Here is a 21,671-nt window from a genome sequence, read left to right as displayed (position 1 = left end):
GTATAAAAAATTAGACACTCTTTGCATTCTGTCTACCTTGTTTGGTTCCTTTTTCAAAGATTGCCAAGCTTTCAATATGGCACGTATTCGGATAAAAATCGAGCAGCGAAAGAGAGGCGAGGCGGTAACCCGAACGGATGAGTTTTGCCGCATCCCGTGCGTGGGTTACGGGATCGCACGAAAGAGAGCGTATGTGCGGAATACCGCTTTTGCAAAGCCACTCGCACACTTCTTTTTCCATTCCGCTCCTCGGCGGATCTGCGAGTGCGGCGTCGAAAAGCGGAGCCGTTTTTGCAAAATCGCGTACCCATGCCGCGCCGCTTACGCCAAAACTCGCGTGATTTTTTCCCGCCATATTTTGTTCGGCAAAAACGAGGGCATCGCGATTGTGTTCGACGAGCGTTATGTGTTCGAAACTGTCCGCAAGAAAAACGGAAAAGGTGCCGCATCCGGCGTACAAATCGAGCGCGTTTTTACCCGAAAGAGAGCTGCATACCTTTTCGATCGCGCGTTCAAGCACGTCCGTATTCGATTGAAAAAATCCCCTCACGTCAAAGCCGATTTCTTTTCCGCCGATCGCGATTTTTACCGCCGTATCGGGAGACGAGAGCGTTCCCGCAAAGCGCTTCGGAGGCGTTTTGATTTTTTTTCCGTGCACGTTTTGTGCCGCGGTTTTTACGGATTCTTCCGTGCTTTCCGGTTTTGAGCACTGAGCCGAAACGATTTTTTTGCCGTTTTCTCCAGATCGTACGATCTTTTCATCTCCGAATATGCGGAGGAGACCCTGCGGACGATTTTCGAAAGCCGTTTCGGAAAACCATGCGTTCACTTCATCCGTTGCAACGGTGCAGCGCGTTACGGGTACGATCGATTTCGCATCGCGTGCGACAAGCCCGCCGTCGTGCAGCAAAAACCGTGCGCGATAGCCCGAACTTTTTCCCGCAATCACATCGATTTCAGGTATATCGATTCCCGCACGTGAAAAACAGTCGGCGAGTACCGATTTTCGAAGCGAAAGCTGATATGCATCGTCTATATGCATCATATTGCAGCCGCCGCAGATTCCGTAATACGGGCACGCGGGGATCCGCCTGTAAGGCGAAGGCGTGAGAACGCTTACGATCCGCGCTTTATCGTAATCGCGTTTTGAAGAGATGATTTCGATGTCGAGCGTTTCGCCCGGAATCGCATAGGGGATAAAAACCGCTTTTCCGTTTATCCGCGCAATGCAGTCGCCTCCGAACGTAAGCTTTTCCGCCGTAACGGTTATAGACATATTGTATAATGATAGCGCGAAACGCAGCCCTTTTCAACGAGGCGTGAGAGTCGTATCGGCAGTCGAAAACACGTTCGGTTTTCAAGAACGCTCTTTTCACCTCATATCGCATTCCGTTATAATAGTCTTATGCAAACACGGCAATTTTTTCAAACGATGAGCGACGGCGAAGAAGTCTTCGTCGTGCAGTGGATCCCCGACGGTGAAGTAAAGGGTATCGTACAGCTTTCTCACGGCATGGTCGAACACGCTCTGCGATACGAGCGGCTCGGCACCGTGCTTGCGGAAAACGGTTTTGTGCTGAACGCTCACGATGTGCGCGGACACGGAAAAACCGCCGAGCGCGCCGAAGAAAAACATACCGGTATGTTCGGACTTCTTTCGGATAAAAACGGATTCGAGCGTGTCACGGAAGACGTGCACGAAGTGCTCGAAAAAGCGAAAGCCGACTTTCCCGGCAAAAAGGCGGTGCTGCTCGGGCACTCTTTCGGCTCCTTTGTCGCGCAGTCTTTTATCGAAACCTATGCCCGTCTTATCGACGGTTGCATTTTATGCGGTACGGCCGGTCCCGCCTTTTCTCTTGTCGCTTTGGGCAATATCGTTGCGCGCATGATTGCGTTTTTCAAAGGAAAAAAACGCGCGTCTCCGTTTTTAAAACAGATGGCCTTCGGCGCATATACGAAAAAAATTCCCGATTCGGTAAACGGGCAGGAGTGGCTTTCGCGCGATAAAGACGCCGTCGCGCGTTACATCGCGGATACATACTGCGGTTTCAATCCGACGGCGAGCTTTTACTGCGATTTGACGCACGGCCTTATAAAAATCCACAAAAGGTCGAATATACGAAAGATCCCGTCCGATTTACCGATTTTAATAATCTACGGCAGCGCCGATCCCGTCGGCGGCTACGGCAAAACGGTAGAAAAACTCTGTGCGATATATCGGAAAAACGGCGTAAAAAAACTTACCGTAAAAAAATACGATGGCGCGCGGCATGAGCTTTTCAACGAAATCAATAAAGCCGAAGTCGAAGGAGACGTGCTTTCGTGGCTCGCCTCGCTGTAGTATTTCATATTAAAATCATTACACGATCGGAGGCGACGTATTGACGCGGGCGGTCGCATTCCTTATTATTAATTTATTGTGCTTATTCGCTATGGAACGGACGAACGGGGTAAACCCGTCAAAAAGGCTCTCATCTACACGAAACTTGAACACGGCATTGCAAAAGATAAAATCGACACCGACGCGCTCAAGATAATCGAGCGGCTGCGCGGCGCGGGTTTCAGCGCGTACATCGTCGGAGGGGCGGTGCGCGATTTGATCGTCGGAAACGTTCCGAAAGATTTCGATATCGTCACCGATGCAACGCCGAACCGTATCAAAAAAATATTCAGAAATGCGCGCATTATCGGGCGCCGTTTCCGGCTCGTGCACGTCATATTCGGATCGAAAATTTTTGAAGTGAGCACTTTCCGTTCGACTGTCGACGGTTCCGTCGGAAACGAATTCGGTTCTATGGACGAAGACGTAAAGCGACGCGATTTTACGCTCAACGCGCTGTACTATGATCCCGTAAAAGAGCAGGTTGTCGATTACGTCGGCGGCATGCGTGACATCAAAAAGCACGTACTTCGCCCCGTCATTGCGATCGATCGGATATTCGTCGAAGATCCGGTGCGTATGCTGCGCGCGGTAAAGTATTCGGCAACGACGGGAGCACGCATGCCTTTTTCGCTTCGATATAAAATCCGAAAAAATGCAAATCTTCTCGAAACGGTGTCTGCCTCCCGCTTGACCGAAGAGCTTTTAAAAATCATCAACAGCGGCCGCGCCTGCGATATCGTGCGTGAAGCGCTCGAAACCGACTTGTATATGTATTTGCAGCCCGCGGCGGCTTCTCTCATGTATGAAAGCAAAGATTTTGAAAGCTCGTATATGAAACATTTGCAAGCGCTCGACGAGTTGAACGCATCCGACGGCGGCGCTCGGCTCGGAAAAAAGCTCGTATTTATCGTACAGGATTTTATCGAAACGCTCACCGATTGGAAAAAAGAAGTCGCCCTTCGCACACCTTCGAGTGAGCTTTATATGCGGACGTGGAGCGAATGCAGAAAGTACGTGCTTCCGATGAACCCGCAGCGAACGGAACTCGAATTCGCCGTACGCTCGGTGCTGCAGATGCTCGGCGTTTCAGTCCGCTCTTCAAAAAAACGGCGAAAGCCGGTCGGACACGCAGACGATCAATAGGATCTTGATTTTTATTCGTGTTGATTAATTAATAAAACTGAAAATAAAAATACCGCTTACGCCCGCGTGGAGCGGCGCCGAAGGCGGACGCTGGAGCGAGAAAAACGAGCGAAGCGGCCGAGCGTGAGCGAGCCACGGAAGGCGGGATGGCAAAAAAGTGCCGTCCGAAAACGTCAAAGGTAAAATTTACGACAGCCTTACACCGGAGCGCGTTCGGTTACTTTGTCGATAATGATATTCGCTTCTTCGATAAAAGTGCCGGTCGTGCTTTCGACTGCGTCGATGATCGACTTTTGCAGTCCGTCGACGCGCTTTGTAAGCGGAGTGCCCGATGCGGACTGGACGTCCGAAGGGATGTCGATCGTGATCGTGAGTTTGTAGCCGCGGTTGTCCGCCGCAATCGAAATTTTTTTGACGACGATGGCTCCGTCGCATCCTGAGATGCACGAAACGGTGAGCTTTGCGATCGCGGCTTCGGAAACGTGCAGGCGGTTTTGCTTTGAAAATTCCGGCTGTACGATCGATTTTTCAACGACTTTATTTTCTTTTCGAATAAGCGACAGGGGATTGAGGCGGTGAAAGCGGAAGCGGATGCCCCCTGAAAATATTTTCGGATCGAGCTTCCGCACTTCCGCCGCTGCCACGGGGATAACGTGTTTGCCTTCGATTTGGCGCGACTTTACGGCGAGCGCGATTTCGTCTTCGGTCGAAATGTCTTCGATGCGGATTATCTTCGACGGCGGTGGCAGCTGCAATCGGGAGGCGATGCGCATAACCATTTTTTCGGACGTGCCGAGTATGAGGATGCGCTTGATGTGGTAGCGTTTGATTTTTCGCGCGATTTCGTCGCGGTGTTCTTTGTCGTCGAAAAGCGCGACGCGGACGGCACCTAAAAACGACTGTTCGCTTTTTGCCGAATGCCCCGCAAGAATTTTATCGGCTTGGATGAGCAGACCGTCGTCGATGATGGCGCGAAGCCGAAAGCGAGCGGCGACAAGCTTTGCCTTATAGCTTTTGCCGGTGCCGCTTCCGCCGACGAGCGCGTATACGGTATCCGGTTTGAACGGCTGAATCAATTCGCTTACGACATTACGAAATATCCGCACTGCTTTGCCTTACATCCTTATCTAGCCTGAATTTCGAGTTTGCCAGAACTCGAAATTTTCCAACCGTTTCATGCATCAATGAATAGCGAGTTCGAAAGTAAATAAAATTATGCGGAGGAGAGGTTCCGGCTGCGTGCCGTTTCGAGCGTTAGGCTTACGGAAGCCTGCCTTAAAAGCTCGACCGCGGCAAAGCAGACGGGTTCTCGCCGAAAGTATACCTGTATTTTGAAATGCTTTCGAACTCGAAATTCAGGCTGTCTACAGTATAAAGGACTTCCGCCAATTGGGCAATATTTTATCGTTGAGGGATTCGAACGCGTGCGGCAGCGTTGAGGTGAGAACGGGGGGAAGTCCGACGGGATTTTCTCCGACTCGCACTTCGTATGCGTGAAGAAAAAAATCTTGGACTTCATCGATGCGGCTTCCTCCGTACGCCGTATCGCCCAAAAGCGGAAAACCGTGAAACGCGGACTGGGCGCGGATTTGATGCATGCGTCCCGTTTCGATTTCGTATTCGGCGAGCGTTACGCTTCGTCCCTTGTACGATGCGCGGCAAAGGGGCTTCGCTTTTGTGACCGCGCGTTTTGCGCCGTGTATTGCGGCGCAGACGTCCTTTGCCGAAACGGAAGCACCTGCCGCATTGCAATCCCGCGTGCCGTCGGAAGCGCTTGCACGGTTTTGCATATCGCCCGTGCCGCTTGCGAGTTTTTGTACGTCGTCCGTGCCGGCCGTACTTCCTGAAACGACGCGCACGGTATAAAAGAGTGCTTTCGGCTCATCGTTTTTTTTAATAAAATCTTCCCACTCGCATTCGCTTTCCATAGCGCCTTCGGCGAGCGCGATGTATTTTTTTCGTATGCGATGCGCTTTCAGCTCTCTCGAAAACCACACAGCTCCTTCAAGGCTCCAAGAAAAAAAGAGGATACCGGTCGTATTTCTGTCGAGGCGGTGAAGGGGACCCGCGGCAAAAGAGAGAGAGCGTTTTTCTTTCGGCACGGATGCCGCGTAATAAGCGGCGACTTTTTCGGCAATCGAATTTTTTCCTTGAACCGCCACACCGTAAGGTTTGTCGATGACGAGAAAATGTTCGTTTGCAAAAACGACGGTGTAGGGCAGGGAGGCTGCTTTGTGCGTTTGTCGATTTTCGATAGGGTCATTTTCGCTGTCGGAGGATTTTTCGTTTTGCAGTAAAAACGATGCGATCGATACGACGTCTCCGCTTTCGATGCGCGCATCGGGTTTTACGCGTCGAGCGTTGACGAGGATGAGCCCTTTACGGAGGGCGCCGTACACGGAAGAAAGGTTTACGCCGTGTAAAAAGCGGCGGAGCACTCTGTCGACCCGTCTTCCGCCGTCGTCGCTTCCCGCAGCAAAATCCGTAAAATCCATAGCGACAGTATAGCTTACATCTTCGCGATGTGCTATATTCGAGTAATGAACGAACGCGATGAAATACAATATGCCGACGAGAGCGGCACCTATGAAGCTTCTCTTGCCAAAAGCCGGGAAATCGAAAAAGATATTCAACTCAATCCGAAAAAATACCGCGTACTCACGGGCGACCGCCCGACGGGAAGGCTGCACATCGGGCACTATTTCGGCTCGCTTCAAAACCGCGTGAGGCTGCAAAACCTCGGCGTTCCGACCATGGTGCTGATCGCCGATTATCAAGTGCTCACCGATCACGACGCTTTCCGCGAAATCAGCCAAAATACAAAACAGCTCGTCATCGATTATCTTGCGGCGGGGATCAAACCGGGAAAAGACGTCGTCATCTATCCGCACAGCTATGTACCCGAATGCAATCAGCTCATGCTGCCCTTTTTGACGCTTGTGTCGAACGCGGAGCTTATGCGGAATCCGACCGTCAAAGAGGAAATACAGTCCGCCGGTATAAAAAACGTAAACGCCGGCATGTACACCTATCCCGTGCATCAGGCATGCGATATCCTTTTTTGCAAAGCGAACGTCGTTCCCGTCGGAAAGGATCAGCTCCCGCACCTCGAAATGACGCGTACGATCGCGCGGCGTTTTAACGACCGCTTTGCGAAAGAAGCTCCCGTGTTTCCCGAACCCTATGCGCTCCTTTCCAAAACGCCGAACATCAAAGGGCTTGACGGCAGCCAAAAGATGAGCAAAAGCCGCGGCAACGCGATCATGCTATGCGCGAGCGAAGACGAAACGGCGGCTTTGATACAAAAAGCGAAAACCGACGGCGAGCGGCGGATCACTTACGATCCGGTAAATCGTCCCGAAGTGGCGAATCTTTTACAGCTTATTTCGCTGTGTACGGACGAAGCCCCCGAATCGATTGCCGAGCGCATCGGAGACGGCGGCGGAAAAATGCTAAAAAGCCTGCTTGCCGAAAGCCTCAACGAAAAGCTCCGCCCGCTCCGCACCGAGCGGAAAAAACTCGAAAAGGACGAAGCGTATATTAAAAGCGTCCTCACCGACGGCATACGAAGTGCGCGCGCCGTTGCGGAAAAAACGCTCGACGAAGTGCGGACGGTCATGAACATGGCGATATAGGAAAAGTATGGACATCATTTCGTGGAACGTAAACGGTATCCGAGCCGTTGAAAAAAAAGGATTTGCCGAGTGGCTCGCCTCCTGCGGTGCCGATATCGTGTGTATTCAGGAAACGAAAGCAAAACCCGAACAGCTTTCGCCCGCGCTTTTACAGCCCGACACTTACACATCCTTTTTCGCATCGGCACAAAAGGCGGGCTACAGCGGTACGGCGCTTTATACGAAAAAAACGCCCGACAAAGTCGAATACCTCGGAGACGCCGCTTACGACGCGGAAGGAAGGGTCGTGAGTGCATATTTCGGAAAACTCGTCGTCATAAGCGCGTATTTTCCAAACAGTCAAGACGGCGGCAAACGGCTCGAATACAAGCTCGGCTTTTGCGCTTCGATTTTAAAATATCTCGATACGCTCGTCAAAAAAGGTTTCGACGTCGTGCTGTGCGGCGACTACAATATCGCGCATAAACCGATCGATTTGGCAAACCCTAAAGCGAACGAAGGTAATGCGGGCTATCTTCCCGAAGAGCGGGCGTGGATGGATGAATTTACATCAAGCGGCTATACGGACACGTTCCGAATGTTTTGCGCGGAACCCAAACGGTATACGTGGTGGAGTTACCGCTTTCACGCGAGGGAAAAAAATATCGGATGGAGAATCGATTACCAGTGCGTAAACGAAAGCTTTGCACCGCGAATAATATCGAGCGAAATTTTGAGCGACGTTACGGGAAGCGATCACTGCCCGATACGGCTTATAGCGGATGCGTAACGCCGCCGCACATTTGATGCTTTGAATGTGCGGCACGTTTCGGCGGTTTTATTTTTTCAAAGCCGCAGCATCGCCGCCTGCAGCTTTGACCGCTTTTTCGACGGCTTCAAGGATCGCACGGGACGTATTCGTCGCTCCCGAAACGGCGTCGACTGCGAGCGTTTGTTTTTTTACGATCGCTTCGGGAATCTTTGTAAACGCGGGATCGGAAAGACCCGGCGTTTCTTTGTGCGAAACGACTTTAATGCTTTTGATCGCATTCTTTGAAAAGGTTACTTCGAGCGTTATATCTCCGTTGTTACCCTTCGCCGTTCCTTTGTACGTTCCCGCTTTGTACGAAACACCTTTACCGCTTGCATACAGCGAAAACATTCCGATCACGGCAGCTGCCGCAATTACACACAGCTTTTTCATAAAATTAAGCCTCCTGGTATTTTATACCTTTCGATATTTGCTTCGGATGATAAACGATATTTGAAAAAATCTCCAGATGCCATTGCCTCACATATCCCCATTTTCATTCGGGTTTTCACGCTTCGAGATTTCATCCGCACGGGCGATAAGCTTTTTTGCCGTATCGATTTCAGCCGGAAAAGGATATTTTTTCGAAATCTTTTCCAAGCGAGCCTTTATGCGGGAAGCTTCACGAACGTCTTTTTCTACGAGGAGCGTATATGCGTATTCGCTCTGTATGGCCGAAGGCATATTTTTAATTCGTTTCATAAAATCGATTTGCGTTTGCATTATTAATTTTTTCAATGTGCCGGCATCCCGTTCGCCGATCGCCTCATAATAGATGCGCATACAAGTCAATAAACCTTTGGCAGTGCCTGAAAGAGCGTGATTTTCCGAAAGCTCTTTTTCGATGAGAGCGCATACTTCTTTCGGCTCGCTCTCGGCTTCGGCCCGTGCAAGGAGGCGTACCGCGCGTATCGATGCGGCATAGACGCTCTGCGTATCGTCGGTTTCATTAAACCATTCGGAAGGGATGTCTTCGAATTTTACGCCGCGGTACTGCGCCGCGCTTATTTTTTCGCAAATCCAAAACGATTTCCGTATATTTTTATGTTTTAATAAATCGAACAATTGCTTTCCGTCGGTATTGAGAAATTTCGTCTTTATCGGCAAAATCGAAACGATTGCAAGATATGCATTGACGAAAGCGAAAAGCAAAAATGCGTGGGGAAAAAACAATATGCCGCTTCCGATGCCGGATACAAAGGCGAAGATGCAGATGAGCGCGAAAAATGCGTTGCATAAAACGCCGCCTGAAAGATAGAGCACAAAGGGGAAGCTTTCGTCTTTCATATCGGGCACTTCCATAGCGCAAAAGCCGAGCGCACCCGGAAGTTTATAGACAAAGCGCCGCATGCGTCCGTCCCGCCGCAAAAAAAGATGATGGGCGAAACCGATTGCAGCGAATTTATAACCCGTCAAAAGACCGAAAATCAAATGCCCGAATTCGTGAACGATTACCGCAGAGGCAATCGACAGGCAATACGAAGTGCCGAGTAAAACGATCGTCGCTACGGTCGTAAAAAAAGCGGAAAGGGAAAATCCGAATTTATGTATCGACGCAAATAAAATGATGCCGAGACATAAAGCGATATACGTTATAAAAAACAGTTTCGGAAATCTGCGGCGGCTTTTCATTTTGTCTCCGTATCGGTTTTTCGATATATGTTTTGTGCGATCGCCAAAAGCTTTTCTTTTGTGTTTTCTTTCGGATCGTCGAGTACGGTGTCGAAAAGTTCTTTGAGTACGCGCCCCATCTCTTTTCCCCGAGGTATTCCGGCTTCTGCAAGATCGTCTCCGCTTACCGCCAAATCCTTGAGAGAAAGAGCGGAGTTTTCTTTTTGCACGGCTTCGATCCGCTTTTTCAGTTCGACGAGATTTTTTCCGACCGCGCCGTCATGCAGCCGCAGGGGTTCCCGCTTCATGCCGTAGATATCGGCAAGGCGCAAATCGAAGAGGTCGTCGATACACTCCGCTCCTGTGCGCACGATAAAGCGGCGGACGGCGGCATCGCTCCATGCGCTTTCGTAATGGAACATGTGTTCGGCTACGAGATGTGAAACCGAAGCAACGATTTTTGCCGGAAAGCGAAGCCGCGTGAGGATTTTTTTCGTCATTTCGGCGCCTGTCCGCTCGTGGCTGTAAAACGTTATCGTTTCGATGCCGTTTTCAGTGAGTACCCGCTTTGTTTTCGGCTTTCCGATATCGTGAAAGAGGGCCGCAAGGCGCACGGTAAGATTGTCTTTCGGTGCGCCGTCGCACGCATAAAAGAGGTGATCGAGTACGTCGAAGTCGTGAAAGCCCCGAGAGTCGGACTGGAGGCAGCCCCGTCCTTCGAGGAGTTCCGGGATAAAAAAAGCGAGTATGCCCGTTTCTTCGAGCATTTTCAGCGCGACCGAGGGTTCGTCGGAAGCCAGCATTTTAATGAATTCGTCACGAAAGCGCTCGATCGAAATTTTTTGAACGACGGCGAGCGTTTTCTCCTTGAAAATATCCGAATATGTATACTTTTCTATACGAAATTTTAATTGAGCTGCGAATCTGATCGCTCGAACGGGACGGAGTCCGTCTTCGCCGAAGCGTTCGTGCGGATTTCCGACCGCACGGATGAGTTTTTCTTTGATGTCGTCTCTGCCCGAAAACGGATCGACGAGTTTTCCGTCGGCGAGATCGACGGCGACCGCGTTCATCGTAAAATCCCGCCGCGAAAGGTCGTCTTCGATCGACGCCGCATAGGCAACGCTGTCGGGATGCCGTCCGTCCGAATAGCCCGATTCGGTACGGAACGTCGTCGTTTCGATATGGCATCCCATAAGGTGCACGGTTACCGTTCCGTGCGCGATCCCCGTCGGAATGACGCGGTGAAAGAGACTCATGACGTCTTCCGGCTTTGCGTCGGTTGCGACATCGTAATCGTGGGGGGGGATACCCATGAGCATATCGCGTACGGCTCCTCCGACGAGATAGGATCGGAAACCGCCGCGGGAAAAAATCTCGTGCATTTTTTTGAGGACGGGGGGAATTTTTATATTTTTTGCGCTACTATACATGTATGAGCGATTATAAGTTTTCCGAGCGGAAAAAGTCTATACGCTGCACGATCTTTACTGGAGGCGATGCCCCGGAGCCCGAAGCGGTCGAATCGTACTTTACTTCCCATGCGCCCGACATCGTCATCGCTGCGGATTCGGGACTCGACACGCTCAGGCGCTATGCGGACGCGTTCAAAAACGGCGAAGCGGCGCACATCGATTTGACGCCCGATTTTATCGTCGGGGACTTCGACAGCATTTCCGATGTAAAGCTCATCGATATGTACGGACAAAGCGATGATGAAAGTCCGCAGTTCGGAGAAAAACGGGGAGTAGCGCGCATTGAGCGCTTTCCCTGCGATAAAGATTTTACCGACACGGAGCTCGCTTTGGATGCGGCGTTCCGTAAAGCTTCTTTACAAAATGCAATTCCGTTTATCACGCTCATCGGCGGCGGGGGCGGCAGGATCGACCACCTTTTGGCGATATGCGATTCGTTTTGTTCTTCGCAGCATGCTGATCTATGGCTTCTTCCGAACGAAGCCGTCTATCTTTTAAAAAGCGGAACTGCTTGCGACATCTCCGATTTAAAACGGGATGATATCGTTTCCGTCGCCCGCACGGCTTTTTCCCGTACCGAAGGAAAGCTCGTATCGCAGGGGCTTTTTTGGGAAAACTTTCGAAGAGAGGGTATGCCGAGCATCAGTAACCGTATTTCGGAAAATTATTTTACGGATCGAAAACCCGTGACGCTTACCGCATGCGAAGCGGATTTTTTGCTCATCCTGCCCTTGTCCGCACGAGTTACATTCCGTCCGCAAGAAAATCGATGAGGCGGGATGCGAACATGCACACAAAACCGAAAGCCGCCGTAAAAAGCATAAGTACCGCCGATACGATGTAGAGCGCGCGTCGGGCGACATCTTTTTTGAGCGCATAGACGAGCGAAACGGTAAAGCCCCAAACTGAAAAAATGAGGAGCATAATAGCTGCGAGAGAAGCTGCGCTTAAAATACTATATTGATTTTCGTCGAGAAAATTTTGATAATTTCCGATCGCATAAAAGACGAGGAGTGAAAACAAAAAGAGGGCGAAAAATAAAACCGTACGCATGACGAGCCGATATAAAACAGGTTTCGAATCGTCCTTTTCAATTTCTTTGCCGCTCATCGCCCACCTTGCAGTTATCGTAAAAAAGATTATAATTTTGAGTATACAGCAAAAATATGCATAGAGGAAGTATGAAAAAGGTTATCGCAATATTTTTTATTTTACTTGTTTCAGCGGGCGTCGTGTTTTATTTCGGATGGACGCAATTCAAAGTCGGAGCGGGCGAATGCGGCGTGCTCATATCGAAGACGAGCGGCGTCAACCGCGAACCCGTTTTGCCGGGCAAATTTTCATGGCATTGGGAAAGCCTGCTTCCGACGAACGCGGTACTCCGCGTATTCAGCTTAAAGCCGCGCACGGTAACGAAAACCGTATCGGGTTCCCTCCCGTCGGCTGATGTGTACAGTACCGCTTTTCAATCGGCTCCCGATTTTTCATATCGATTCGATTTTATCTGTACGGCGCGTGTTACGCCTGAAAACATCATCGCCCTCGTAAAAAGCGGTATCGTCACCGACGCCGAAAGTCTCGATGCATATCTCGATTCTTCATGCACGGCCCTTGCGGGAAAAGCGGCATCGTATATTTTAATAAAATCTTCCGACAACACCGACTTCCAGCCGGAAACCGTTATGTCGGAAGAACTCCTTGAAGGAGTGCGCGCATCGGTCGATTATCCGAACATCGTCTTCGACAACTTTGCCGTTATTTCGTCGAAGCTGCCCGACCGCACATTGTATAACAGCGCGCGTGATGCATATATCGAAGCGCAGCACATACAGCAAGTACGAACGGAAGCGCGGAATAGGGATGTATCCGAACTTTTAAAAACCTATCCGGAATTGCAAAACAGCTTTTCAGGTACGACAAAGAGCGGTCGATGACAAAACGTCTCTACGGTTTACGCGGAGCTTCCGGCGCGGAAAATACGGCCGAATCGATTACGAAAGGGGTGTGCGATATGTGCGCTTCTCTTTTTAAACTTAACAATATCGCACCCGAAGACGTCGTATCGATACAGTTTACGATGACCGAAGATCTGGACGCAATAAATCCCGCATCCGCGCTCAGATGCGGACAAAACGAAATCGACGTTTCCGCCTGTGCGCTTTTTTGCAGTCAGGAAGCCGCCGTCCGCGGCATGGCGAAGGGTATGATCCGTGTGCTCGTCACCGCGTACATGGACGAGGGCGCCTCCGTGCGTCACGTATACATAAACGGAGCGGAAACGCTGCGCCCCGATTTTATAGGTGAATAAACGCATCGCATAAATCTCCGCGGTAAAAAGCCGTATCAAAGGATGATGCAAAATTCCCGAAGATGTGATAAAGTAATCATAATAAAACGGGGGTAAAAATGTCGTACGAAACGGTTATCGAGCAGGTAAAAAAACTGCCTGAAGAGTTTCTGATATCGGTTTCGGCTTTTATAAAGCTGCTTGAAACGGAGCAAGGCGAAGTTTTTGTAGAGCATACGAAATCGAAAAATAAACAGGCATTTTTCTCATTAGCGGGGAAAATACATCTTGACCGCAATTCCGTTATAAAATTTCGCGAAACGAGTATTTTATGATTTTGGTCGATACGAATATTATCATCGATTTTTGGGACAAAGCGAAAAAACAACTGTGAAGTGTGGACTGACGATAAGCATTTTAAACTCATGCAGTCCGCGCTTCCCGATTTGAAATTGTATACGGCAGCCGTATGATTTTTAAAAAACTACTTGACGAGATTTATATTATTATATACTATGTGCCGACCTGCAGCGCCGATTTAGCTCAGCTGGTAGCAGCGCGTGATTTGTAATCTCGAGGTCCAGGGTTCGAATCCCTGAGTCGGCTTTTTGGGGAGTTTCCAGAGTGGTCAAATGGGACAGACTGTAAATCTGCTGGCTATGCCTTCGTAGGTTCGAATCCTTCACTCCCCATATCATAAAGCCCGTTGCCTGTAACGGGCTTTTTCTTTATACTGATACTATGCCGGCTTTTTTTGACGACGGTCTTCATTTTGAGTGCAACCGATGTTCCCGCTGTTGCAGAATCGAACCGGGCTTTGTTTTTCTCTCGCAAAGCGATTTGACGGATCTTTGCCGATGGTTTAATCTGTCCGAAGATGAATTTATTAAAACCTATTGCCGTCTTGTTCCTCAATATGACGATGAATATCTTTTATGCTTAAAAGATACGGAAAACTACGACTGCATTTTGTGGAAAGACGGCTGCACCGCCTACGGAGCGCGCCCGGTGCAGTGCAGGACATATCCCTTTTGGACGGGATTTTTGACGGACAAAGAATCGTGGGAAAAAGAGGGAGATGCGTGCCCCGGCATAAACTGCGGAAAGCTTTGGACAAAGGATGACATAAACGCATCGCGCGCCGCGTACGAAAATAACGAGCCGCTCAAGTTCAAGCGCGGAGGGAAGTGCAGATGAAGATATGTTTTTGGGGAGTAAGAGGATCGATTCCGACGCCGCTTACTCCTCGTCAGATTCAGGCAAAAATCACCGCAGTCGTCCAGCGTATTACGCAAAAAGATATAGCATCGGAAGACGCCCGCGAACGATTTATCGCTTCGCTTCCCGAGTGGCTGTACGGCACGACGGGCGGCAATACGCCCTGCGTTGAAATAAAAAGTGCAAACGGTACGGAGATCGTGCTCGACGCGGGTTCGGGTTTGCGCGTGCTCGGAAAAAACGGCGTAAAGCCCGCCGACAATCATTATAATCTGCTTTTATCGCATTTTCACTGGGATCATCTGCAGGGCTTTCCTTTTTTCGACGCGATCTACGATCCTTCGGTCAAAATCGATATCTATTCCGCCTTTCCCGCAGCTCCGCGCATCCTCGCTTCTCAAATGTCGCGTCCGTATTTTCCGGCGCCCTTTGACGTATGTGCGAAGCGGATCACTTTTCACACGGTAAAAGCGGGCGAACCGTTCAGTATCGGGGGCATTCCCGTGTGCTGCTGCAAGATGTCGCATCCGGGGAATTCGTATTCTTATGCGATAAGCGAAAACGGAAAAAAATTCGTGTACGCGACGGATGTCGAACTTTCGCAAAAAGATTTCGAAAAAACGTCCGAGCGCATAAAAGTGTTTCAGGACGCCGACGTCATCGCACTCGATTCGCAGTATACCGTCGCCGAAGCCTATCAAAAAGAAAACTGGGGACATTCCGCGTTTTGTTATGCGATCGATTTTGCCGTTCACTGGAACATCAAATCGGTATATCTTTTTCATCACGAACCGACGTACGACGATAAAAAGCTCCATTCGATTTTGCATGCCGCACGGTGGTACTCGAAATACATCGAACATACGAATATGCAAGTCCACATTGCGGTGGAGGGCACGGTGATAAATCTATGACGGATGATGTAACAAAACCCGCTTCTCTTTCGTTTTCATACGAGTTTTCACCGAACGAAACGGCGCTCATCGCGCGTTTTTTCCGCGACCGTGAAGAAAGCATTCCTTCAGGTCTTGAAAAATTTGCACACGCCGTGGAAAAAGCGGTGTATAATTCCATTTCGATCGGAGATGCGGAGCGGTTTTACTCATGAAACAAAAAAAAACAAGCGGTATGACGGAGTACGATAGGCGCGGTATAAGAGCATTGGGCACAAAAGGGAAGCGCATTTTTTACACGGCTCTTTTCTCCCTCGCGCTTTCGGCGATCATCGCTTCTCTTTTTTTTATATACGAAACGCGGCCTGCATCGAGTGCGGAGGCTGCGATAACCGAACGCGTCGAAGTTCCGGAAGGGATGACGGTAAAAAAATTCGCACGCATGCTCAAAGAAAAAAAACTCATCAAAAACGAAAATGCGTTTTACCTTGCCGCACGCTATTCCTTTTTCCGCATTCTTGCAGGCGGTGTAGAGCTCAAGCTCGAAAGCGGTGTATACCGCATTTCAAGCGGCATGAGCGTCGCCGACATATTCTCTCTTGCTTCGTCGGGAAAAAACGAATACGTACGTACATCCTTTCCCGAAGGATTGACGATTTCGAAAATCGCCGAGCGGCTCGAAAGGGCGGGCATCTGTTCCGCAGCGGATTTTAAAGCCGCATCGATAAACGGCGAACTTATAAAAAAATACGATATCCGCTCATCGACGCTCGAAGGTTATCTTTTTCCCGATACTTACTTTTTTACACCCGGTATGACCTCTTCATCGGTCGTCGATATGATGGTGAAAAATTTCTTCGAACATATACGCGAAAATCCTACGCTCTCATCCCTTTCTCCTGCCGAACTTCAAACGACGCTCGTTCTCGCTTCCATCGTCGAAAGGGAATACCGTGTTGCGGATGAAGCGCCGCTCATTGCAAGCGTGTTCAAAAACCGAATCGCAAAAAATATAGGTTTATACTCGTGCGCTACGATCGAATACATCATCACAGAAATACAGGGTAAAGCGCACCCCGACGTCATCACGTACAGCGACTTGAAAATCGACAGTCCCTACAACACGTATAAGTGGGCAGCCCTTCCGCCGACTCCGATTTCAAACCCCGGTATGATCGCGCTAAAAGCGGCAGCCGAAGCGCCTAAAACGAATTATTATTATTTTCGCCTCATAGACGAAAAAACGGGCAGACACGCGTTTTCGGAATACTTCGACGAACACATAAAAGAAGGCGTGCGCTATACGACCAAAAAGGCGGCGGAAAACTGATGGCGTCTCTCATATCGCAAGATACGATCGAAGCCGTCCACAATACGTCCGATATCGTTTCGATTGTCGGCGAATACACGAAATTGACGAAGCGGAGCGGTAACGATTGGTGGGGCTGCTGTCCGTTTCACAACGAAAAAACCGCGTCGTTTCACGTCGACGGCGATAAAAAATTTTATTATTGTTTCGGCTGCCATGCAAGCGGCGACGTTATAAAATTCGTTACGGAAACGGAAAAGATTTCCTACGCCGATGCCGTGCGCTCCCTTGCCAAACGCGCGGGAATCGAAGTGACGTATTCGGGCGGCGACATACCCGAGCGGCCGAAAGAAGAGGGCATAAAAGATCTCTATATCGACCTCTACGAACGCACGGCATCTCTCTTTCACTATCTTCTCACGCAGACGCCCGGCGGAAAAGATGCGCTTTCATATATCACAGGCCGCGGTATCACGGCCGAAACGATAGCGGCGTTCAAACTCGGCTATGCGCCGGCCGACAGGAGTTGGCTTAAAAAATTTTTGCGCGGAAAAAACTTCAGCGACGAATTCCTCGCCGAATCGGGGCTTTTCAGTAAAAACTATCCCGACACGGCTTTTTTTTCCGATCGCCTCATGTTTCCGATTTTCAACAGGAGAGGGCAGTGCTGCGCGTTCGGCGGACGTCTGTTGCACGGAGACGGACCGAAGTATTTGAATTCGGGCAATCTGATCCAGTACAAAAAAGGCGAAACGCTCTACGCATTCAATTTTGCCAAAAATAAAATCCGCGAAGAAAAAAAAGTGATCTTTTGCGAAGGCTATATGGACTGCATCGCCTATCATCAGTGCGGTATCACATACGCGGTAGCGCCTCTCGGAACGGCGCTTACGGAAGAGCAGCTCCGCATGGTGCGCGGTTTTGCGGATACGATATTGCTTTCTTTCGATTCGGACAAAGCGGGCGAGGCGGCAACCGTGCGCGCGATCATTATGTGCCGCTCGTTCGATTTTACGGTAAAAATTATCAAACTTTCGGAAGGCAAAGATCCCGCGGAGATCATGGCGGCCTACGGGAGTGAAGCCTTGACAAATGACGTAAATAATGCTATATTGGATAGCGACTTTTTTTTATCCAAATTGGGCAGCGATTTTGCTGTCGATACCCCCGAAGGCAAAACAAAAGCATCGCTCGAGTTTTTTCGGTATGTCGACGCGCTCCGCTCCGATATTCAAAAAGAGTCATGCCTTGAGCAGCTGTGCCAGGCATTCAATCTAAAGCCGGAGGCTGTGAAGAGAGATTTTGTAAATCGCGAACAAGCCCGCGACCGCTTAAAAAACCGGCAACAATCACCGACAGGCAGACAGAATTCGGATATCTCCCTCAACGCCGAATTGCGAACCGTTCTCGCCGCCATTGCCGAACTCGACCTGTACACGGTCATGCGCGCGGAAATCGCCGTCGACGATTTCGAAGACCCTCTCGCAAAAAAATTATTTATTATTTTGGAAGATTGTTTCAGAGAAAAGACCGTATCGATAAGCGGCATTCTGAACCGATGCGACGATGAAGAACTCGGACGGATGATCACACGTGTCATATCGTCCGGTGAATTTTCCCAAAACGGAAGGCGCATCGTAAACGACGGCATAAAGCTTATCAAGCGGAACGCGCTCGAACGCAAACGGAGCGCGCTCATGAGCAGAATCCGATTATTCAATCCCGCGACCGAAAGCGACCGCAAACAGCTCGAATCGCTTCTTGCGGAAAAAATGAAACTCGACAACGAATTAAAACAGTAACAAAACAGGTACCGAAAAAAATATGGATCAACAAAAAGAGCAGAACGAGCAGGAAAAGGATCCCAACGTACAAAAACTTTTGGAATACGCAAAAGAAAAGTCCGTCGTCACGTGGGACGAAGTGATCGATATGCTGGGGCAGGATTTTGTCAACTCTCCGAAGATGGAAAACGTGCTTCGTCTTTTTTCAAGCGAAAATCTGCAGATCGTCGAAAGCGACGATTTGCTCGTCGAAGAGGACGGCGACGAGCCGGAAGACGATGAAGGAGACGACGAAGACATTGCGGATGACGATGTGCCTGGCGACGGCGCCGACGCTGCAAAAGCCGCCGATATCGTCAAAAGCAGACTCGTCAACAGCGATAAAGATGCGAGTATCGACGATCCGATCCGCCTTTATCTGCGTGAAATCGGCAAAGAAAATTTACTCACCGCCGAACAGGAAGTCATCCTGTCGAAAAAAATGGAAAACGGCAAAAACATCATCAAAGACGTCATAAAAAACTCGGGCATTATGATTCCCGAATTTTTTATCGTCGCGCAAAAAGCTTTTACAAGGATCGATATCCACGAACCCGGCCGTCCGCGAAAAGAAATAAACGAAGAGATGGCGGAAAAAAGGCGGCTTAAAAGCTGTTATAGCGAATACATCAAACCGGCGCTGCCCGAAATGAAGCAGTACATGACGATAAAAAAGCAGCTTTTCGAAACCGATCAAACCGTGCGCATATTCGATACGCCTCAGCTCGTTTCCCTTCGCAAAAAAATTCAGCCGCAGCTGCAGCGGATCGACATACAGTCCGAAGAGCTCGATAAATTTACGATGAAATTCCGGGACGCGATGCGGAAAATCGCCGACTATCATCAAAAGCAGGAAAGAAAAATGAAAGAGCTGCGCGTCGTCAATATAGCCGACCTCCGCAGCCTCGGCCGGCGAATCGCGGTGCGTTCCGAATCGGCAAAGCTCGAAAGAGAGCTCAATATGACGACGGACGATATCCGCGACATCTACACGCAGATTCAAAAGATCGACAGAAAGCTCTACCGTCTCGAATACGAATTCGAAAACAGCGTCGACGAAATTTTGAGCATGGGCAAAGAGATTGAACGCGGCTCGGCTATGATGGAGCAGGCGAAAAACAAGCTCATCAATGCGAACCTGCGCCTCGTCGTTTCGATCGCAAAAAAATACACGAACCGCGGTTTGCAGTTTTTCGATTTGGTGCAGGAAGGAAATATCGGTCTTATCAAAGCGGTCGAAAAATTCGAATACCGCAAAGGCTTTAAATTTTCGACGTACGCGACGTGGTGGATACGGCAGGCGATCACGCGCTCCATTTCCGATCAGGCGCGCACGATCCGAGTTCCCGTACACATGATCGAGCAGATCAATAAAGTCGTGCGCGAGTCGCGCCAGCTCATGCAAAAGCTCGGACGCGAGCCGAGCGACGATGAAATCGCGCAGCAGCTCGGCTGGCCGGTAACCCGAGTCAAGCAGGTGAAAAACGTCGCGCGCGAGCCGATTTCGCTTGAAACGCCGATCGGCGAAGAAGAGGATTCGCTTCTCGGAGATTTTATCGAAGACAAAGAAGTCGAAAACCCCGCGTCTCAAACGGCGGACACGCTGCTTCGCGAACAGATCCGCTCGGTACTCGATACGCTGCCTCCGAGGGAACAGGAAGTGCTCAAAATGCGTTTCGGACTCGACGACGGTTATTCGCTCACCCTCGAAGAAGTCGGCTTGTACTTCAACGTTACGAGAGAGAGAATCCGGCAAATCGAAGCGAAAGCGCTCCGGCGTCTCCGCCACCCGCGCCGTGCAAACGGTCTTCGCGACTACATCGATCCGGCTCAGCAATAGCATAGGAAACATTGATTAATTCGAATGCGAATTAATCAATGTTAACATAAAAATTTCTTGTTTCGTAATAAATCTGTATATTATAAGTTATAAGCAATTAAAGACTTATGAGAAACAAGAGGAAGTGCTGATTAAATGCGCTCCTCGCTTTAATCAGCACTTCCCATAGACACAACGTTTTTTTTATTATAAGATAGGCTGTTACGGACCTCCGGAAAATTATAATTTTCAGAGGTCTTCCTTAGATTTATGAATCTGGAAGGATAGAATCGACATGGTGATGACAAAGGTTTTCGACAAATTAAAAGATCTGCAGGAAATACTCGTACACAAATACGACCTCGAAAAAAAGATAAACGAAGCGCCCAAACAGCTTTCGTCGCAGGAAGAACTCCTTGAACGGATGAAAAAGGAATTCATCGGTAAAAATACCGACTACGAAGAAGCGCGTGCAAAAGTCGCTCAATTGCAAAACGAACTCGACGAAGCGGTCAAATCGCGCGAATCGGGCGAAAAGGGTATGGACAACATCACGACGCACCGCGAATACGAAGCGCTCGACCGTCAGATTTCCGAAGCATCGCTCAAAGAGCAGGACATCCGAAAAGATCTGCAAAAAGAAGAAAAAATGCTCGCCGATTTGAACGACAATCTCAAACAGGTTGAAGCGATGATCAAATCGCAGGAAGCCGACCTCAACGCCGGCCGTACCTCTTTGGACAAAGAGCTCAATTCCTACAAAAGCGAACTTGCAGGCTTGCAAAAAAAGGAAAATAAAATTACGCCCAATCTCGATCAGGAAATATTATTTAAATTTCAGCGCATCATCCAGCGCAATACACAGGGTATCGTCGCGGTTAAAAACGGTGTCTGTCAGGGCTGCCGCATGATCCTTCCTGCGCAGTTTGCAAACGAAGTGCACAAAAACGAAGATATTTTATTTTGTCCGTATTGCAGCCGCATTCTTTACTACGAAGAATCGAGCGAAGCCGAACAACAGGAAAGCTTTTTCAAACTTGACGATACGGAAAGTCTTGCGAACCTCGACGACGAATATTTTGACGAAGAAGACGAAGACGAGGAAATCGAAGAAAAAGAATCCGCTTCCGACGACGAAATCTTTGACGGAGAAGACGAAATCGAAGACGATGAAGATGACGGCGGCGATGAAGATGAGGACGAGCAGTCCTAAGCGTTTTCTGACGGCGCAGACGTTCCTGAAGCAATACGCTTTTTGAGATACGGGTATGCGGTGATAAGCGCC

Annotated in this window: 21 protein-coding genes, 2 tRNA genes and 1 pseudogene; 16 read left to right on the top strand and 8 right to left on the bottom strand. The window is 49.5% G+C overall.

The window, feature by feature from the left end; translation table 11 throughout:
* Positions 1-10 precede the first annotated feature (10 nt).
* Positions 11-1,276, bottom strand: a complete 1,266-nt coding sequence (locus H9I35_RS01660) for a class I SAM-dependent RNA methyltransferase (RefSeq protein ID WP_187419927.1) — start codon at positions 1,274-1,276, stop codon at positions 11-13.
* Between the two features lie 129 nt (positions 1,277-1,405).
* On the opposite strand from H9I35_RS01660, the gene H9I35_RS01655 reads away from it, so the two are divergent.
* Together H9I35_RS01655 and pcnB are read left to right on the top strand one after the other, a co-directional pair.
* Entirely contained in the window at positions 1,406-2,341 is a 936-nt protein-coding gene (locus H9I35_RS01655; protein WP_252722692.1) for an alpha/beta fold hydrolase, read from the top strand.
* A 78-nt stretch (positions 2,342-2,419) separates the two neighbouring features.
* Positions 2,420-3,526, top strand: coding sequence for a polynucleotide adenylyltransferase PcnB (pcnB, locus tag H9I35_RS01650; RefSeq protein WP_187419926.1), 1,107 nt, complete (start codon positions 2,420-2,422; stop codon positions 3,524-3,526).
* Positions 3,527-3,550: 24 nt separating this feature from the next.
* Here the strand turns inward: pcnB and H9I35_RS01645 are convergent, their stop codons facing one another.
* From H9I35_RS01645 to H9I35_RS01635, 3 genes are all read right to left on the bottom strand, one after another.
* Positions 3,551-3,703 (bottom strand): hypothetical protein, encoded by a 153-nt coding sequence (locus H9I35_RS01645; RefSeq protein WP_187419925.1) that lies wholly within the window; start codon positions 3,701-3,703, stop codon positions 3,551-3,553.
* A gap of 20 nt (positions 3,704-3,723) precedes the next feature.
* Positions 3,724-4,632 carry a hypothetical protein gene (locus H9I35_RS01640; protein WP_187419924.1) on the bottom strand — a complete coding sequence of 303 codons (909 nt, stop codon included), beginning with the start codon at positions 4,630-4,632 and terminating at the stop codon, positions 3,724-3,726.
* A 258-nt stretch (positions 4,633-4,890) separates the two neighbouring features.
* Positions 4,891-6,021 (bottom strand): RluA family pseudouridine synthase, encoded by a 1,131-nt coding sequence (locus H9I35_RS01635; protein WP_187419923.1) that lies wholly within the window; start codon positions 6,019-6,021, stop codon positions 4,891-4,893.
* Between the two features lie 45 nt (positions 6,022-6,066).
* Here H9I35_RS01635 and trpS point away from each other — a divergent pair, with 45 nt between their 5' ends.
* Positions 6,067-7,161 (top strand): tryptophan--tRNA ligase, encoded by a 1,095-nt coding sequence (gene trpS / locus H9I35_RS01630; RefSeq protein WP_187419922.1) that lies wholly within the window; start codon positions 6,067-6,069, stop codon positions 7,159-7,161.
* Positions 7,162-7,168: 7 nt separating this feature from the next.
* Positions 7,169-7,930: an exodeoxyribonuclease III gene (locus tag H9I35_RS01625; RefSeq protein ID WP_187419921.1), complete on the top strand. Its 762-nt coding sequence runs from the start codon at positions 7,169-7,171 to the stop codon at positions 7,928-7,930.
* Positions 7,931-7,978: 48 nt separating this feature from the next.
* On the opposite strand, the gene H9I35_RS01620 is transcribed toward H9I35_RS01625, so the two are convergent.
* From H9I35_RS01620 to H9I35_RS01610, 3 genes are all read right to left on the bottom strand, one after another.
* Positions 7,979-8,344 (bottom strand): FMN-binding protein, encoded by a 366-nt coding sequence (locus H9I35_RS01620; RefSeq protein WP_187419920.1) that lies wholly within the window; start codon positions 8,342-8,344, stop codon positions 7,979-7,981.
* An 87-nt stretch (positions 8,345-8,431) separates the two neighbouring features.
* On the bottom strand, positions 8,432-9,583 hold the full coding sequence (locus H9I35_RS01615; RefSeq protein WP_187419919.1) for a M50 family metallopeptidase: 1,152 nt from the start codon (positions 9,581-9,583) through the stop codon (positions 8,432-8,434).
* Positions 9,580-10,995, bottom strand: coding sequence for a CCA tRNA nucleotidyltransferase (locus H9I35_RS01610; RefSeq protein ID WP_187419918.1), 1,416 nt, complete (start codon positions 10,993-10,995; stop codon positions 9,580-9,582). The genes H9I35_RS01615 and H9I35_RS01610 overlap by 4 nt, the downstream gene beginning before the upstream one ends.
* 2 nt (positions 10,996-10,997) lie before the next feature.
* Between H9I35_RS01610 and H9I35_RS01605 the strand changes: the two genes are divergently transcribed.
* On the top strand, positions 10,998-11,810 hold the full coding sequence (locus H9I35_RS01605) for a thiamine pyrophosphokinase (protein WP_187419917.1): 813 nt from the start codon (positions 10,998-11,000) through the stop codon (positions 11,808-11,810).
* On the opposite strand, the gene H9I35_RS01600 is transcribed toward H9I35_RS01605, so the two are convergent.
* A complete protein-coding gene (locus H9I35_RS01600) occupies positions 11,782-12,147 on the bottom strand; it encodes a hypothetical protein (protein ID WP_187419916.1) in 366 nt (121 codons plus the stop codon). The genes H9I35_RS01605 and H9I35_RS01600 overlap by 29 nt on opposite strands.
* Before the next feature lie 71 nt (positions 12,148-12,218).
* On the opposite strand from H9I35_RS01600, the gene H9I35_RS01595 reads away from it, so the two are divergent.
* The 11 genes and pseudogenes from H9I35_RS01595 (at position 12,219) to H9I35_RS01545 (ending at position 21,599) form a co-directional block, all read left to right on the top strand.
* On the top strand, positions 12,219-12,971 hold the full coding sequence (locus tag H9I35_RS01595) for a hypothetical protein (protein ID WP_187419915.1): 753 nt from the start codon (positions 12,219-12,221) through the stop codon (positions 12,969-12,971).
* On the top strand, positions 12,968-13,345 hold the full coding sequence (locus tag H9I35_RS01590; protein ID WP_187419914.1) for a chorismate mutase: 378 nt from the start codon (positions 12,968-12,970) through the stop codon (positions 13,343-13,345). The genes H9I35_RS01595 and H9I35_RS01590 overlap by 4 nt, the downstream gene beginning before the upstream one ends.
* A gap of 511 nt (positions 13,346-13,856) precedes the next feature.
* Positions 13,857-13,930 (top strand) — tRNA-Thr (locus H9I35_RS01585).
* Between the two features lie 4 nt (positions 13,931-13,934).
* Positions 13,935-14,016: transfer RNA gene (locus H9I35_RS01580), tRNA-Tyr, on the top strand.
* A gap of 49 nt (positions 14,017-14,065) precedes the next feature.
* Positions 14,066-14,521 (top strand): YkgJ family cysteine cluster protein, encoded by a 456-nt coding sequence (locus tag H9I35_RS01575; protein WP_187419913.1) that lies wholly within the window; start codon positions 14,066-14,068, stop codon positions 14,519-14,521.
* Complete coding sequence (locus tag H9I35_RS01570) at positions 14,518-15,456, top strand: MBL fold metallo-hydrolase (protein ID WP_187419912.1); 939 nt, start codon at positions 14,518-14,520, stop codon at positions 15,454-15,456. Before H9I35_RS01575 ends, H9I35_RS01570 begins: the two co-directional genes overlap by 4 nt.
* Complete coding sequence (locus H9I35_RS01565; RefSeq protein ID WP_187419911.1) at positions 15,453-15,650, top strand: hypothetical protein; 198 nt, start codon at positions 15,453-15,455, stop codon at positions 15,648-15,650. Before H9I35_RS01570 ends, H9I35_RS01565 begins: the two co-directional genes overlap by 4 nt.
* Positions 15,647-16,765, top strand: coding sequence for an endolytic transglycosylase MltG (gene mltG / locus H9I35_RS01560; RefSeq protein WP_187419910.1), 1,119 nt, complete (start codon positions 15,647-15,649; stop codon positions 16,763-16,765). Before H9I35_RS01565 ends, mltG begins: the two co-directional genes overlap by 4 nt.
* Positions 16,765-18,546: a DNA primase gene (dnaG, locus tag H9I35_RS01555; protein WP_187419909.1), complete on the top strand. Its 1,782-nt coding sequence runs from the start codon at positions 16,765-16,767 to the stop codon at positions 18,544-18,546. The genes mltG and dnaG overlap by 1 nt, the downstream gene beginning before the upstream one ends.
* Before the next feature lie 16 nt (positions 18,547-18,562).
* Positions 18,563-20,407: pseudogene (rpoD, locus tag H9I35_RS01550) on the top strand (RNA polymerase sigma factor RpoD); the annotation flags it as partial.
* Between the two features lie 280 nt (positions 20,408-20,687).
* On the top strand, positions 20,688-21,599 hold the full coding sequence (locus H9I35_RS01545) for a zinc ribbon domain-containing protein (protein WP_371809460.1): 912 nt from the start codon (positions 20,688-20,690) through the stop codon (positions 21,597-21,599).
* The last annotated feature ends 72 nt before the right edge of the window (positions 21,600-21,671 follow it).

Source organism: Treponema sp. Marseille-Q4132 (assembly GCF_014334835.1).
In the GTDB taxonomy this organism is placed as follows: Bacteria; Spirochaetota; Spirochaetia; order Treponematales; family Treponemataceae; genus Treponema_D; species Treponema_D paredis.
Note: the sequence above shows the minus strand (reverse complement) of the source record. Positions and strands in the feature narration are given on the sequence as shown.